Raw genomic sequence first — 15,023 nt, forward strand, 5'->3', positions numbered from 1 at the left:
GCTCTTCAGCTTGCGGAAGGAGTTGGCGGCAGGTACGCCGGCAAGCTGAACCAGAACGTCGAACCTTCGCCGGGGCAACTCAGGAAAAAGATTTCACCCTGCATTTTTTCCACCAGAGCCTTGGTGATAGCCAGCCCCAGGCCTGTTCCGCCTTGCCGGCGCGTATTGGTGCCATCGGCTTGTGTGAACGGCGCAAACAGCTGGCTCTGGAAATTCAGCGGAATTCCCGGGCCGCGGTCACTGACGGCGATGTGATAGCGTTCCTGTTCCTGGTAAATTCGGACGGTGATGCTTTCACCTTCAGGTGAGAATTTGGCCGCGTTAGAGATCAGATTCGCCATCACCTGCATCAGCCTGTCGTGATCGCCAAGACTCCATGCCTGCATCACCTGCTGTTCCATAATCAGGCCGACACGCAGGGAGCTGGCGTAGGCTTCGTTCGCTTCCATCGCGTTGTGGAGCATCTCGATCAGATCGACAGGCTCAGAACGGATATTCATTTTGCCATTACTCAGTTTGTCGATGTCGAGAATATCGTTGACCAGATTGACCAGACGCTTGCTGTTATTGTGCGCAATCCGTATCAGTTGCCGGGCTGATTCGGGCAGACTGCCGGCGACGCCGGATTCCAGCAAACCGAGTGAGCCGCGTATCGAAGTCAGCGGCGTACGCAGTTCGTGACTGACCACCGAGACAAATTCGGTCTTGAGCTGATTGATCCGCTGCCGTTCACTGATGTCCATGACAAAAACGACCCACTCACGCGGCGAATTTTCCAGATAACCCAGACCCACCAGCACGGGTATGGCGGAACCATCGGCACGCCGCAGCATGACTTCAAACGGCGAGGTGGTACCGGTGCTGAGCATTTCGGTGTATGCCTGATGCACCAGATACTGATCCGGTTCTGATAACACGACCCGCCACAGAAACTGCTCTGCCAGCAGATGTTCACGTGTGTATCCGGACATCTGACAAAACATGCGGTTGACATCCGTCAGCCTGGGACCGTCACTGCCATACAAAATACCGATCAGGCTGGAATTCATGATGCGCTGCAAGCGGCTTTCGCTTTCGCGCAGCGCATCAAGGGTCTGGCGCTGTCCGGTAATGTCTTCGACCATCCAGACCGCACCCTGTTCATAGGATTCGGCCGGCAGTGCCCGTCCGGCAACCCGGGCCATGAAGGATTCGCCATTGGCGCGGCGCAGATACCATTCCAGCTCTACCAGTTCATCCGCAATCAGGCTGGGTATGACCGCTTCACTGAATGAACGGTAGTCGTCATCGTCATGGTACAGAAACGTGGTTCTGATTCCTATCATCGATTGCGCATCTGGGAAGCGGCATAATTCTGCGAGCGCATCATTGGCGCGGATGATGACGCCTTTGCTGACGAACATAATGCCCACCGGTGCATTGGCGATCAGGATTTCCAGTTCGCGCGCCAGTTCCTTATAGCGGGCATTATTCGATCGCAACAATTCCTGATTCAGACGTAATTGCTCTTCCGTGCGTTTGCGTTCCGTAATGTCGATATGGGTGCCGACAATACGAACAGCACGTTGATTTTCATCCCATTCAACGGCGGCCCCCAGCGACATAATCCAGCGCCATTCACCGGCACGGTTTTTCTGCCGGAACTCGGCGTGGTAATCGGTTTTTCCTTTGGACGCAAAATGAGTCCGATAGGCATTTCTGACAGCATCTACATCATCCGGATGGATACTGTGTTTCCAGAAGTAATCCCAGAATGCAAACGGATCGGCAAACTCGTCGATCGAGTGTTCGATCATGTTGCTGTATTCGGGGCTGAAGGTGGCGGCGCCGGTGTTCAGATTGATGTCGTACAAACCCTGATTTGACGCCTGCATCACGAGGCGTCGCTGTTGTTCGGCGGTGATTAAATTCTGTTCAGTTTTTTTACTCCGGGTCTGATCCATGAAACAGCCGTGCCACAGCAGACTGCCATCTTCCTGGCGTTCCGGGCTGGCCTCGCCCGCCATCCAGCGTTCCTCTCCATTCCTGAGAACGATGCGGAATTCATGCGTCCACAGACGCAGGTCTTTCGCAGCGGTACGCACGCTGAGCATGAATGCAGGCAGATCTGCCGGATGGACTTTGCTGAACAGAATATTGATGTCTGCGCACAGTTCCGCCGCACTAAATTCAAACAAGCGTTCGACCGCATCGCTCGCGTAATTGAAACAAAAGCGTTCGTCTGAAAAACGCTGATACTGGAAAAAGACTGCCGGCAGAAAGCGCGAAAAATTATTCAGCAAGGTCTGACTGGCCTGCAGCGCTCTCAGCTCTGCTGCCCTGATCTCTGCAGCAAGCGGATTCGGTGGCGGTGGTGTGACAGACATCTGCTTGCTTAAAAATAGACAGAAAAAACGGACAGAAAAAAGGGGCGATCAACGTAAAACCGCTATTCTGCCCCTGACCGGCAACGCCGGCGATGCATGTCTCAGATGACAGCCGCAGTTGTGATTAAGGGTGCTGCGTCACGATCTGATTGAAGAAATCATACACGCCTTGTTCACTCATTTTGCGCGCATTTGATAATTCGCCACCTTTAGAGGCAAATAAGACACTGTTATCTGCTTTTAATACGACAGCAGCAGGAATACCTTTTTTAATCGGATTGCCGTAACTGTTTGCCAGCGTCAGGTTTTTATCAAACTGACCGACGTCCACTTTCACCACGATGAATTTACTGGCGATCAGCGCAGCGCTTTGTCCTTGCATAGAGCGGTCGAGCTCCAGACAATCCTTGCACCAGTTCGCACCGAAAATCACCAGCACTTTTTTGTTGCTGGCCTGTGCCTGTGTCAGTGCCCTGGCGACTGCGGCGGGCGCGTCGGCGGTTTCATCATATGGCCTGGCAACGTCAGCATGTGCAAGGTTGAACGCAAGACCAATAGCGCACGCGGAAATGAGTCTGGAGAGAAAGGAGAAAGTTTTTTTCATGCTGAAGCAGGAGGAAAGGAAAATTCTCAGATAGTGACGTAATTTTTGCGCTTTGTCATCGCTGATCTGGCGCAAAAAAGGTGTAATTAACTGTATGTTTATACAGTTTTGTGACAAAAAACGGATAAAATAGACATATTCAGAACAATGATACGCAGGCTCAAAATTTCATTCATTGAGATTTCAATCAATGTATCCCGTACAGGAAAATCAGATGTCCGGGTTACTGACGTCTTGTCCATCGCAGATGCAACCTTCTTCCTATTGTCATTATGACGCCGACTTCAACGCTGAATCCTGAGTTGATTCATACGCGCCGCATTGCGCATTTAGATATGGATGCATTTTATGCATCCGTAGAGCTGTTGCGTTATCCGGAACTGAAAGGGCATTCGGTTGTGATCGGCGGGCGTCAGGAGTATGCGCCTATCGTTGATGCAGATGGCAGTCGCCGGTTTTTTTACCTGAAAAATTATGCGGGCCGTGGTGTTGCGACCACCTCTACATATGAAGCGCGCGCACTTGGTGTTTTTTCTGCGATGGGTCTGATGAAAGCGGCGCAATTAGCCCCGGATGCGTTTTTATTGCCAGCGAATTTTGATGCTTATCGCCATTATTCGAGGTTGTTTAAAAATGCCGTTGCCAGTATCGCGCCTGAGATTGAAGACCGGGGTATCGATGAAATCTATATTGATTTGAGCAGCATTCCTGAAGAATCGGCGACGCTCGCTGCAAGAATTAAACAAGCGGTCGTCGCGGCAACGGGCTTGTCCTGCTCAATTTGTGTCGCACCGAACAAGTTACTGGCCAAGATCGGTTCCGAGTTAGACAAACCCAATGGTTTGACGATTTTACATGAGGCCGATATCCCGCAACGGATATGGCCTTTACCTGTAAAGAAAATAAATGGCATCGGCCCAAAAGCGGCGGAACAGTTGCTGCGCCTGAATATCGTCACCATCGGGCAATTGGCTGATGCAGATCCAGAGTTGCTGCAGAATACCTTCGGGCGAAATTATGCGCTATGGTTGTATAACAGTGCGCGCGGTATCGACGAGCGGGAAATCACGACAAGTTCGGCCCCTAAAGTGATTAGTCGTGAGACGACTTTTGAGCGTGACTTGCATGCACATCGTGATCGCGAAACGCTGTCGGTCATCTTTACCGATCTCTGTAAACGTGTGAGCAATGATCTCAGAAATAAAGGCTATGTCTGTCGCACGATAGGCATCAAGGTCCGGTATGCGGATTTCCGCATTGCGACCCGGGACATCCGATTGCCAGCGACAACGGCAAGCGCAGAAGTGATCCGCCGGTATGCCGGTGAGTGTGTACGCCGCTTACCTTTGGATCAAAAACTGCGATTGCTCGGCGTGAAGGCCAGCAATTTATCTAAAGCTGGAGCAGATGAAGACAAAACAAAGCAATTGCAAATTGATTTGTTCAACTGATCATCGTCACCTATTCGGATGTATGCGCATCAGACGGCCTGACGAAAGCGCTGTATTGCGGCATTGACCACTCCCTCTGTACTGCCACTTTCATCATATTGATGACGAAGATAATGGGCGTCGTTGCCTTCATGCGTAATTTGTTCCAAATGCGAGAGTGCTTCCTGGCTGCCGAGCGTTGCAGCATAAGGTTCCATGCGTCGCAGACTGGTTAAAATGTCTTCGCGTAATGAACAACCGACATAAGTCTTAGGATGCACCACGGTTCCGTCGAGGCCGAAGCGGCATGCCTGGAAGCGGTTATAGTTGTAGACAAGGTAGTCGTCTTCTTCGGGCGCTGCTTCGCGTTTTTCTAACAAATAGGCGCATAGCATTTGCAGATAGGCGGCCAATGCTGCTGCCCGTTCCACTGTCAGCGGTGTATCGCAGACGCGGAGTTCTATCGTTCCGTATTCAGGTTTTGGCCGGATATCCCAATAAAAATCTTTCATGCTTTTGACGACACCGGTCTTTTCCATTTTCGCGAAATACTGATGTTCAAAATCGTCCCACTTCAATAGAAATGGTGCGCGGCCCGATAAGGGAAACGCAAACACCGAGTTCAGCCTGGCGGAGTTGAACAGGGTATCGCCGCCCTGAACGTAGGGCGATGACGCCGATAACGCGATGAAATGCGGAACATAGCGGCTCAGTGCATGCAACAGGAACAAAGCATTGTCGCCAGAAGTGCAACCGATATGAACGTGCTGCCCGAAAATAGTGAATTGTTTGGCCAGATAGCCATACAGTTGCGAAACCTCTTTAAAGCGTGGCTTGGAATAAATTTTCCGGTCGGTCCATTTTTGAAACGGATGCGTACCGCCACCGCAGATACCGATATTGAGCCGGTCTGCTGCCGTGACGAGTGTGTCGCGTATCTCTTGTAGTTGTTTTTCTATGCCGTGGTGATTGCGTTGAACATCGGTACAAATCTCTATCATGCTTTCCGTAATTTCGGGCGTGACGTTTCCCGGAAACGGCGCACGTTTCAGGAGATGCAATAAATCAGGGCTGGCGGGCGTTAAATCAAAACTCGATAAGCTGATTAATTGCAACTCGAGTTCCACACCGACCGACAAGGCTTCTGAATCGTTGAATATTTCTAATGGCATGTTATTTCTCCGAATGTTCAGGGGTTTCTTGCGCCCAGATCAGTGCGCGTTGTGTTAACAGCGGGCCGATAATTTCCAGCAGTAAGGTCATCGCGGCCAAAGCTGTCAATTCATCGACCAAAGCGATACCCAGATAGCGTGTTTGTTCCAGCATCAGAATGACAAAAACCGAAATGGGTGACAGCGCCAGACCCGTCAGTAGCCCTTTGCGACAGGTGATTCCGCTGACGCGGGCAAACGCCGTACTAATGACGGCTTTTGTCAGCAGACGGGCGCAAACCAGCAGAATACCCAGACCAGCACCAGCCCAGACGCGTGACCATTCCAGTGTTGATGCTGCATAAAAAAACAGCATGACTGTCAGCATATCTCCCAGTGCGCCGAAATTGCGCTGCGCCTGATTCAACGTCACGCGCCGGTGACGCGCCATTAAGCCAAAACTCAGCGTGGCCAGGATAGGTGAGAGTTTTGCGACATGGGTCAGTGCCACCAATGCGATGACGGCAAAGGCAAATGCGATCGTTGCGTCGCGTGCCAGACTGCCAAGCTCACGCAACACCAGCGGCAGTAAAATGCCAAACGCTGCGCCCAACAAAGCGGATAAAACTAATACCTGAAGGCTGCCGGTGATCGCTTGCAAGATACTGCCGGAACTCTGGAATATCCAGAAGGCCACAACTACCTTGAAAGTAAATACGGCGAGCACACAATTAATGGCGGTCAAATGCAATATCCTCTCTGTCACCTGACCCGCGCTGCGCTGTTCGTTGATGACGCGCAGAATCCCGGCGGGAGAGGTGGACATCGCCAGGGCAGCAAGCAATAGTGCGGTGAAGTTAGTGCTCCCGTACCATTGTGCGATGGCAAACACGACGATAAAGCTCAAGCCTGATTCGAGTAGGCCGGTGATGCCTATCCACGGATTGGTACGCATCCAGCGTAAATTAATCCGGTAGCCAAATTCAAACAGAATCAAGCCGAAGGCAACATTGGCCATCAGCAGCAGGGAGCTGTTATCCGGCAGCGTTAAGATGCCCCATTCGACGTTCGCCAGAGTGAAACCGCACACACCGTAACTACTGATGCGGGGTAAGCCAGTCCAGCGATACAGAAATTCCCCGGCCAGCCACGTCAGGGCAATTGCTAAAGGCCACATGAGTTCGGGGGTCATAAAATTGATGTCGGGCATGCTTCCGCCTTTCTTAGGTTTTATGTTGATCGCATCACATCGTTGAACAAATGTTCGGGTATGGATGCAGAGAAAGTTGCCGTGTTTCCAGCAACAAGATGTAGGCGGATCAGCTTGTTGCTGAAGCCGCAGATGTTCCGTGTCTGTTGACCCGAACCGAACCTGGTACGGTACAGATTTGTATCGGATTTCCAGCCAGTGTTGCAGCTGCAGTTGCTGTGGTTTAGCCCGTTAAACAGAGATGCTCAGACGGGTACTACTGAATTTAACCTTAATAGATAGCAACAGATTGCAATATGGTCTGATGCGCGTTGCACTGACTACCTCGTCGCCAGGGTGACAGCGACGTCGGAACAGACGTCATCTGTCTTTTCAAACGCCTGTGCGACATGATGGATTCGATACGCTCACTGCCAGACACATGTTGTGTGAGAACGAAAAAATACACAAATACACACAAACGCAGACGAACAGACACAAAATCCTGAAATACATTCGCGCAAATTATATTTGCGTAAATGTATATATGATACACTTTAAATCGTTGGAGGTTCTTGATGACAAAAAAAGCCATGTCAAAAAAGGCAACAGTTTTAGTGGCAGAGGAGAGCGATAGCGATGCGCAGGCGCGTCTTGAAATATTAAAAAAAATGCGCATCGTGATTCGTGCTGCTCAACAGCATTCCTTATGGATAGAAAAGCAATGTGGTGTGAATGGCGCGCAGTTATGGCTGATGCAGGAGCTGCATGAAGAACCTGATTCGCGCGTAGGAGATCTGGCAAAAAAGCTGGCGATTCATCAAACCACGGCGAGCAATTTGCTCGACGGTCTGGAGAAGCGTGGCTATGTGAGCAAGATGCGCGATCCGAAAGATCAGCGGGTAGTCAGAGTCAGTCTGACGGAAGAAGGAATGAATGTATTTATACGTTCGCCCAGACCGGCACGCGGCTTATTGCCGGAAGCATTGCGGCAGCTGGATGCCGAAAAAATCCGGGAACTGAACAGCGGGCTGCAGGGTTTGCTCGACAGCATTGATGCCCTGGATGAAGGATTTGCATTATTGCCGCTGCCTTTTACGATGTAGCGGCGCAAAAAAGAACGCTGGAAAGCCGAATTTTGCTTTCTGTGATCGCCTCCCCCGCAGGGAGGATTTTTTTAGCTTTTTGAAAAATTTGTTAAGCATGGCGCCGGAAAATCAGGGGATGCCGGAGAACATGCTCATTACCCAAAAGCCCCGAATTTACTTCCGAAGGAGATTCAAATGCGCGTTCTTACCCTGGCAAGCAGTTTTACCATCGCGACTGCATTACTTGCCGGTTGCAGCACATCACCGAAAGTGGCAGAAAAACCGGCGGAAGCGCCGGCAACACCTGTGGTGCAAGACAATCGTGCGGTCGCGACAGTCACGGCACCTGTGATTGATCCCTTAGATGATCCAAAAAATATCTTGTCCAAGCGCAGCGTTTATTTTGATTTTGATGCGTATGTGGTGAAACCTGAGTATGCGAATATTGTCTCTGCGCATTCAACTTATATCCGCGACAGCAAAAGCCGCAAAGTCCTGATTCAAGGCAATACCGACGAGCGCGGTGGCAGCGAATACAATCTCGCACTGGGTCAGAAACGTGCGGAAGCCTTGCGTAAGGCGATGGTGATTTTGGGTACACCGGACAGCCAGATTGAAGCGGTGTCATACGGTAAAGAAAAACCTAAGGCCACTGGCCACGACGAAGCATCCTGGGCAGAAAATCGCCGTGATGACATCGTGTACACCAGCCGCTAATTCATCATCGTCCGTGTTTCTAACGGGTCCTCACTGCACTTGCGGCAGTGGGGACTTTGATCTTTAAGAAGGTGCGTTCATCGTGTGCGGTAAGAGTGAGCTGGATGTCGCACACAGCAGCAAATATAAAATGATGCGACTACGATATTTGGTGTGGATTTTCTTTTTTTGTGCAAGCAGCGCTCACGCGAAGTCATTTGATTCAGAACATATTCTGGTGGTCGATGATGCCAGTGGAAAAGTGATACTGGAAAAAAATGCGAATAACATCACACCCATCGCGTCACTTACAAAGTTGCTGACGGCGATGCTGGTGATTGACAGCCATGCAACTATGGATGAAAAAATCACAGTGGAAGAAGCCGATGTTGATAAGCTCAAGCACAGCTCCTCACGCTTGCCTGTTGGCGCCACGTTAACCCGTGGTGAAATGCTGCAAATTGCATTGATGTCGTCAGAAAACCGGGCGGCTTCTGCGCTGGCTCGTCATTATCCGGGTGGCTACGCGGCGTTTATGGCCGCCGCTGCGGCCAAGGTGAAAGCACTTGGTATGACGCAGACGGTGATCGTCGAGCCGACCGGTTTGTCGCCGCAAAACGTGTCCACCGCCGCAGATCTAATGAAACTGGCGAAAGCGGCATCTCAATACAAACTGATCCGCGAAGCGACCTCGGATGAGGCTGAGCAACTGCATGTCAGGCGCAGGGATATCGAATTTCATAATACCAACAGCCTGGTCGGCAAAAATGGCTGGAAGATTTTGCTGTCCAAAACCGGATTTACGAATGAGGCGGGCAATTGCCTGATCATGCAGATGCTCATCGCTAAAAAGAAGGCAACGATGGTCATACTGAAGGCCAGAGCCAGATCGACCAGGTTGAGAGATATCGTCAATATTCGTCGCCTGCTGGAAGCCCGCTTTGATGACTGAGCACCGTCAGAATGCAATCCTTGCCTGATTCTGGGCTGAGGGGGCAGGAGCAGCCAGCCCGTTACGATGACATCGCCGGGTCGATTTACCGGTGATTTGGCCTGAAATATACTGGGGGGAGTATATGTGGAAGCCCTTTAAATATCAGGACATTCGGGATGCTTTAAGAAAAAATGGGGGGAGTATATAAAAATACGACCTGATACAACGCGCCCTCAGGTCGCTTATGTCGTCAGTCTGCTGCTTGGGCAGCGGTGATGTCAGCGCAGGTATTTGTGCCGCAGTTTTTCAAATAAACCTGACTGCTGTACTTTTTCAAAGGCTTTGCGGATTTTTTTGACCAGATCAGGATCGCTGTTTTTGCTCATCGCCAGATAATACTGATTATTGCCATCAATCAGCATCACTGGTTCAAGTTCGTCCATCGCACGATTCTGCGATTTCATTAAAAACGCGGCGCTCCAGTTCTGGAAGATCGCCAGATCAACCCGGCCCAGCAGGAATTTCTTCATATTGGATTCATCTGTCGGCGCGTAATCGACCACGTGCTCAGAAAGCTGACTTTTACGCAGGAACTCTTTTGTGGACGCCATTTCCCGCACCAGCCCGGTTTTATAGGCACCGGCATCACTCAGCGTCTTGATCCGTATGTCTGTGCGCGACTTGAGTTTGTACAGATAAATCTGACGGTTGCTGAGCGCTCCTATTCATTCAAACTGCGCATCACGTTCGGGCGTGCGGGTGATGGAAAAAATCAGGGTATTCGGTTGTTGCAGAGCACGCTGGTAAGCGCGTGCCCACGGTATCAACTCTATCGGTGCCGACAGTCCGGCCTCCTGTAACACTGCCTGCACAATTTCCGTGGAATAACCGGTGACGTTGCCACGCTCTTCATAATTCAGCGGTGGTAAATTTTCAGTGACGACTGACAGCTGACTCGCGCTGACGACTGCAGGTAGCAGACTGCATCCGCACAGCAGAAACAAACAAGCGTGTAAAAAAGAAAAAGTTAAACGAGGCATGTCCTGATTCTAACACCGGCTTATCGCCGAGATTTCGTATCACTGGCTTATTGACAATGTTTAACCTGCAGTACCGGGTCAGCGTCTGGCTGCTCTGATGTACAACGGCGGGCAGCGCGCCCGGACGCAGACCGGGTACAGTCGGGAATCATTGGTGCGTCATCGCATTTTGCCGGGGGGAAATACGATGACGCGTTCTTTATGCGGCGGTGATTTGCTGCATCGCCTTGAGCAAAGCGTCGATATGCGATTCGGGCGTCTGAATTCCGGGCGTGACTCTGAGGCAGCTGCCGGATGCAAGACCATCGCGCGGAACGACAAAAATGCCATGTTGTAAAGCCAGCGTCTTCGCCAGCGCCGCATTCTCTTTCGTGCTGCGTTTTCCTTTCAGACGGAATGAAGTGATGGCGCTGCTGAGTCGCGCATCGGACGATGCCAGCACATCAAGCCCACTGATCTGGCGTGCGCCCTCGACCCAGCGATTGCGCAAATACTGCAGCCGTGCCTGTTTGTTAGCCACGCCAATCGCCGCGTGCACATCGAGCGCTTTCGGCAGACTCAGATAAGCTGCGAAATTCAGTGTACCGGTGTGCACCCGTGTGCTGATGTCATCACCGTCGGGTTCACCCAGATAAGGGGCGATATCGCGCACACGGCCGCGCTTGATATACACCGCGCCGACTCCGACCGGCGCTCCTATCCATTTGTGCAGATTAATGCCGACAAAATCTGCCTGCAAATCAGGGATGCGCATGTCGAGCTGCCCGAAGCCGTGAGCGGTATCGACGATGACATCGATGCCGCGTTCACGCGCCAGCCTTGCGATATGGGCGACCGGTAAGACCATACCGTTGCGGTGATTGACGTGTGTGAGCAGCATCAGTTTAAGACGCGGATTCTGGTCCATCGCCGCCACATAGGCTGCGATCACGGCGTCGTAACTGAATGGTTCGGGCATATTGATCGCCACAACATTGACGCCACGGCGTTGCTTTAGCCAGCGCATGGTGGTGATCATATTGTCGTAATCGATATCAGCGTACAGCACGCTGTCACCCGCATTCAGGCACTGATAACCTGCGATCAATACCTGTAAGGCTTCTGTTGCGCCGCGCGTCAATACGATTTCATCGTGATGGACACCGAGCGCATCTGCAGTTCGTTTGCGCGCGCTCTCGAACTCCGCCGGAAATCGCACCCGGCCGTACCAGGCGTTGCCACGGTTAACCATCGCCAGTTGCTGCTGATAATCCGCCAGCACAGACTTCGACATCGAACCCCAGTAGGCGTTGTCGAGCAATACGACTTCATCCGTGATGTCGTATTGTGCTGCAATCGCGTTCCAGTAGGCGTTGTCGCGCGCCAGCGCCGCCGGTGTTATGCCGGCAGGGACGAGCGGCATGGCTGGCAACGCCGCTGACGTCTGGTTTGCGCCACTGACATTCGCGGAAGCCAGCGGCAAGGCGCTGAGCAGCGCCCCCGTGCGTAACAAGTGGCGGCGCCTGGCGTCTATGTTGTTGATGCGTTCACGGCTCAAAATTTCACCTTGTATTCAACGTAAAGGCTGCGGCCATCGGTGTCATAAGGTGCGTTGCGTGAGTAGATCAGGCCACGGCTGGCCTGGAAGGTAGCTTCGTCGGGGTATTTGTTGAGCAGATTATCGATACCGGCGCGTATCGATTGCTTTTGACTGAGCTTGTAACTGAGGGCGACATCGAGAAACTGAATGCTACCAAAACGCTGGAAAATATCGCCGGTTGCATTGCCGGAATTATCGGTCCATGCGCCGTAATAACGGACGCGTGCCAGTGCATCCCAGTTGCCGCTCTCATAGTTACCGCTGATCGTCGCTTTATGGCGTGGCAGACGTTCTTCGAATACCTTACGTTGTGCTGCATTAGTCGCAACGCTGGATTTCCCGCTGTCAACGGTGGTTGTATTGTAGTTATACGCCAGTGTCAGATTGAGTTTGCCGTTGCCCAGCTTGCTTAGATGACTACCGACAATATCAATACCGCGTGTCGTGGTGTCGAAGTCATTCGTGAAATAACTGACTGAAGTGTAACGCAGCGGATTCGCGATACCCGCTGGTACGGCAAACGAAGCTGAGGTACTGAAGCGGTCCGTGACCTTAATGTTGTACACATCCACAGAGCCGGAAAAGCCCAGCGCATTTTTCCATGTCAGGCCGAGCGACAGGTTTTGTGATTTTTCGGGTTTCAATGGCTGCGCGCCGAGCAGAATCGCGAGCGGATCATTATTCGCCAGACGTCCGCTGGTGAACAGCAAGAGCGTCTTGGTATCCAGACCCTGGCTGGTACTGTTGGTATTCGATTGCCCCGGCGTCGGTGCGCGGAAACCGGTGGAATACGAACCACGCAAGGCCATATCCGGATTCAATGCATAGCGCGCCGACAACTTGCCGTTGACGGTATTGCCGAATTCTGAAAAATGCTCGTAACGCACTGCCGCACCCAGATTCAGCGCCTTGCTGACGGGCGCTTCGACGTCAAGGTAGGCGGCATAACTGTCCTGACCCCAGCTGCCTGCCTGCCTGTCGCTGAAACCCGGTGCGCCGTTAGAATTTGCATCCAGTCCTACCGCAGCGCCGGGGCCGACGGTATAAGAAGCGACCTCACCTGCTTTGACGCCGTAGGTTTCATTTCTGAGTTCCGCGCCAAACGCGATATTGACTGGTTGCGCCATGGATGCGACTGGTAACTCATAGTTGACGTTCGCATTCAGAATTTTTTCTTCCTGCGACAGACGTCCGAGGTAAAACGCCGTCGGGCTGGCCGGTCCCATCGACGCATTGATGGAATTCGCCAGCTTATAGTCGATGCGGTTGCGACCATAAGAGGCGCTGACATCCCAATTCATGCGTTCACTTGCCTGCCCGCGTATGCCAGCGACGAACTGCATATCATCCTGTTCATTGGAATAGCTGGGGCTGAAGCCAACCGGATACAAACGACGTAAATCCCAGCCGGGGAACACGCTGCTGGTTTTGTATGCACCAGTGCTGGTGTCCGGATTGCGCCAGTTAAAATCAGAAGTGCCGTCACCGCTGCTGTATAAGCCGTAGCTGTACAGCGCTATCGTGTCGCTGAGGTTCATGCTGGCATTAAAGCCGACACGTTTGTTGTCGAGTTCCGGCTGTCCCCAGCGTTGTACCGGATTCGGTACATTCAGTTCCGGATGCGCTGCCTGAAACGCAATCGCATCTGCCCGCTGGCGGGTGCGTGAAGTCGGATCAGACTTCGCCAGTGCGCCGAAGATGGTCGCTTTTCCGGCGTCGCCAAAGGTAAAGCCCGTTTTCAGATTTACTTCATTACTTTTCCCATCGCCTTCGGAATATTGCGAATGGCGAACCGAGATTTCCGTACCCGGCGTATCGTCAAGAATGATGTTGATCACACCGGCAATTGCGTCCGAGCCATATTGTGCAGAAGCACCATCGCGCAGAACTTCTATGCGTTTGATCGCGCTGACGGGAATCTGTGCCAGATCTGCGGCCTGCGCCCCGCGTGAACCGAGCAGTGCACTGCGATGGAAGCGTTTGCCGTTGATCAGTACCAGCGTCTGATCCGGCGACAAGCCTCGCAAAGTGGCTGGACGCACGAACACCTGCCCATCCGCCATCGGCAGACGCTGTACCACATACGACGGCACCAGTTGTGCCAGCACGTTATTCAGATCAGATGAATCGACGGAGCGGATATCTTCCCGGTTAAACACATCGACTGGTGCCATCGTATCAAACTGGGTGCGGTTGCTGCCGCGCGTGCCGGTGACGATCACTGCCTGCGCGGCTGCATCTTCATTACCGGCGGTGGATGGTGTGATCAGATTATTTTGCGCTTGTGTCTGCGGGATCAACAATGCGTTCAGGCTACACAGTAATGCCACGGCTTGCGCGATGCGGGTACGGGATAAAATCATTGGGTGCGTTCTCTGAGTTGAATAAGTCTGTCAGGCAACTCCGCGTGCTTCACAAAAGTCATGAGTCAGTTGCAGCATGTACCGCGAAGTTAATTTTACTCATATTAAAAGCATGTAACTCATGCGAATGATCTGAGGCAGTCAGATACTAAGAAGAGAATGTTTCTCTGGCGTGACACGAGTGACTTGTGTTTTCTGTGGATATGACCGATAGACAACCCAGCCACAGGATGTCCGGGCTTGAACATAAGAAGTAGCTAAGCTTGTTGCACATTACCTGTATGGCAGCAGTCCCGCAGAAAGACGGGTACAGACAGTGAGGTGCAGTGACATGAGATGGTTTCCCAAATCTTTCCGGAACCACGGTATTTGCTGATCAGCGCAGGAAATTAGAAAGAAAGGAAGTGTGGTGCGCCAGACACGAATCGAACGTGCGACCCCAGCCTTCGGAGGGCTGTACTCTATCCAACTGAGCTACTGGCGCGGTGAGAATGTTGCAAGGCCCGCATTTTAACCTAATTTCCACCGTTTCTTGTAAATCACTTCGCGCTTTTTGTCGCAGATGATCTGCAGATTCGCTGAT

12 protein-coding genes and 1 tRNA gene are annotated in these 15,023 nt (G+C 52.0%); 4 read left to right on the forward strand and 9 right to left on the reverse strand.

Annotated features, from left to right (window positions below):
• Positions 1-5: 5 nt before the first annotated feature.
• Positions 6-2,366: a PAS domain-containing sensor histidine kinase gene (locus ACPAOP_RS05570; RefSeq protein WP_423709596.1), complete on the reverse strand. Its 2,361-nt coding sequence runs from the start codon at positions 2,364-2,366 to the stop codon at positions 6-8.
• 124 nt (positions 2,367-2,490) lie between these two features.
• The gene (locus tag ACPAOP_RS05575) at positions 2,491-2,970 is read right to left on the reverse strand and encodes a thioredoxin family protein (RefSeq protein ID WP_423679153.1); all 480 of its coding nucleotides are present in this window, start codon (positions 2,968-2,970) and stop codon (positions 2,491-2,493) included.
• A 272-nt stretch (positions 2,971-3,242) separates the two neighbouring features.
• Between ACPAOP_RS05575 and dinB the strand changes: the two genes are divergently transcribed.
• Entirely contained in the window at positions 3,243-4,421 is a 1,179-nt protein-coding gene (dinB, locus tag ACPAOP_RS05580) for a DNA polymerase IV (protein WP_423709597.1), read from the forward strand.
• A 29-nt stretch (positions 4,422-4,450) separates the two neighbouring features.
• Here the strand turns inward: dinB and ACPAOP_RS05585 are convergent, their stop codons facing one another.
• Entirely contained in the window at positions 4,451-5,572 is a 1,122-nt protein-coding gene (locus ACPAOP_RS05585) for a YbdK family carboxylate-amine ligase (RefSeq protein ID WP_423709598.1), read from the reverse strand.
• Position 5,573: 1 nt separating this feature from the next.
• A complete protein-coding gene (locus tag ACPAOP_RS05590; RefSeq protein WP_423709599.1) occupies positions 5,574-6,761 on the reverse strand; it encodes a cation:proton antiporter in 1,188 nt (395 codons plus the stop codon).
• Between the two features lie 557 nt (positions 6,762-7,318).
• Between ACPAOP_RS05590 and ACPAOP_RS05595 the strand changes: the two genes are divergently transcribed.
• The 3 genes from ACPAOP_RS05595 to ACPAOP_RS05605 all read left to right on the forward strand — a co-directional run bounded on the left by ACPAOP_RS05595 (position 7,319) and on the right by ACPAOP_RS05605 (position 9,476).
• Positions 7,319-7,846, forward strand: a complete 528-nt coding sequence (locus tag ACPAOP_RS05595) for a MarR family winged helix-turn-helix transcriptional regulator (protein ID WP_423709600.1) — start codon at positions 7,319-7,321, stop codon at positions 7,844-7,846.
• A gap of 177 nt (positions 7,847-8,023) precedes the next feature.
• Complete coding sequence (gene pal / locus ACPAOP_RS05600) at positions 8,024-8,545, forward strand: peptidoglycan-associated lipoprotein Pal (protein WP_423679158.1); 522 nt, start codon at positions 8,024-8,026, stop codon at positions 8,543-8,545.
• A gap of 133 nt (positions 8,546-8,678) precedes the next feature.
• Complete coding sequence (locus ACPAOP_RS05605; protein ID WP_423709601.1) at positions 8,679-9,476, forward strand: serine hydrolase; 798 nt, start codon at positions 8,679-8,681, stop codon at positions 9,474-9,476.
• Between the two features lie 260 nt (positions 9,477-9,736).
• On the opposite strand, the gene ACPAOP_RS05610 is transcribed toward ACPAOP_RS05605, so the two are convergent.
• The 5 genes from ACPAOP_RS05610 to ACPAOP_RS05630 form a co-directional block, all read right to left on the reverse strand.
• Positions 9,737-10,069, reverse strand: coding sequence for a hypothetical protein (locus ACPAOP_RS05610; RefSeq protein WP_423709602.1), 333 nt, complete (start codon positions 10,067-10,069; stop codon positions 9,737-9,739).
• Between the two features lie 114 nt (positions 10,070-10,183).
• A complete protein-coding gene (locus tag ACPAOP_RS05615; RefSeq protein ID WP_423709603.1) occupies positions 10,184-10,498 on the reverse strand; it encodes a transporter substrate-binding domain-containing protein in 315 nt (104 codons plus the stop codon).
• A 199-nt stretch (positions 10,499-10,697) separates the two neighbouring features.
• On the reverse strand, positions 10,698-12,035 hold the full coding sequence (locus tag ACPAOP_RS05620) for an aminotransferase class V-fold PLP-dependent enzyme (protein ID WP_423709604.1): 1,338 nt from the start codon (positions 12,033-12,035) through the stop codon (positions 10,698-10,700).
• Complete coding sequence (locus ACPAOP_RS05625; protein WP_423709605.1) at positions 12,032-14,440, reverse strand: TonB-dependent receptor plug domain-containing protein; 2,409 nt, start codon at positions 14,438-14,440, stop codon at positions 12,032-12,034. Before ACPAOP_RS05625 ends, ACPAOP_RS05620 begins: the two co-directional genes overlap by 4 nt.
• 407 nt (positions 14,441-14,847) lie before the next feature.
• Positions 14,848-14,924 (reverse strand) — tRNA-Arg (locus tag ACPAOP_RS05630).
• Between the last annotated feature and the right edge of the window lie 99 nt (positions 14,925-15,023).

The organism is Undibacterium sp. WLX3042, assembly GCF_049544825.1.
Classification (GTDB): Bacteria; Pseudomonadota; Gammaproteobacteria; order Burkholderiales; family Burkholderiaceae_D; genus Undibacterium.